At 60.8% G+C, this 245-nt stretch carries 1 protein-coding gene; it reads left to right on the top strand.

Annotation, left to right across the window (positions count from 1 at the left end):
- On the top strand, positions 1-245 hold a 245-nt coding region (locus FQ664_RS26665), incomplete at both ends, for an AraC family ligand binding domain-containing protein (RefSeq protein WP_178091120.1).

The following is a 245-nucleotide window of genomic DNA, read 5'->3' on the forward strand; positions in this document are numbered from 1 at the left end:
ACTTCAAACAAGACGCCGACACCGGCATCGAGTCGGTCCGTGCGCATTTTGTCGGCCATGCCTATGATCCCCACTGGCACGACAGCTTCCTGGTCGGCGTTACCGAGCAGGGCGTGCAGCAGTTCAACTGCCGCCGGGTGCGCCACCGCAGTACGCCGGGGCAGGTATTTTTACTTGAGCCTGGCGACATCCACGATGGCTTGGCACCCACCGAAGAAGGCTTCACCTATTCGACGCTGTACCTG

Origin of the sequence: Pseudomonas persica (assembly GCF_900291015.1) — a bacterium.
In the GTDB taxonomy this organism is placed as follows: Bacteria; Pseudomonadota; Gammaproteobacteria; order Pseudomonadales; family Pseudomonadaceae; genus Aquipseudomonas.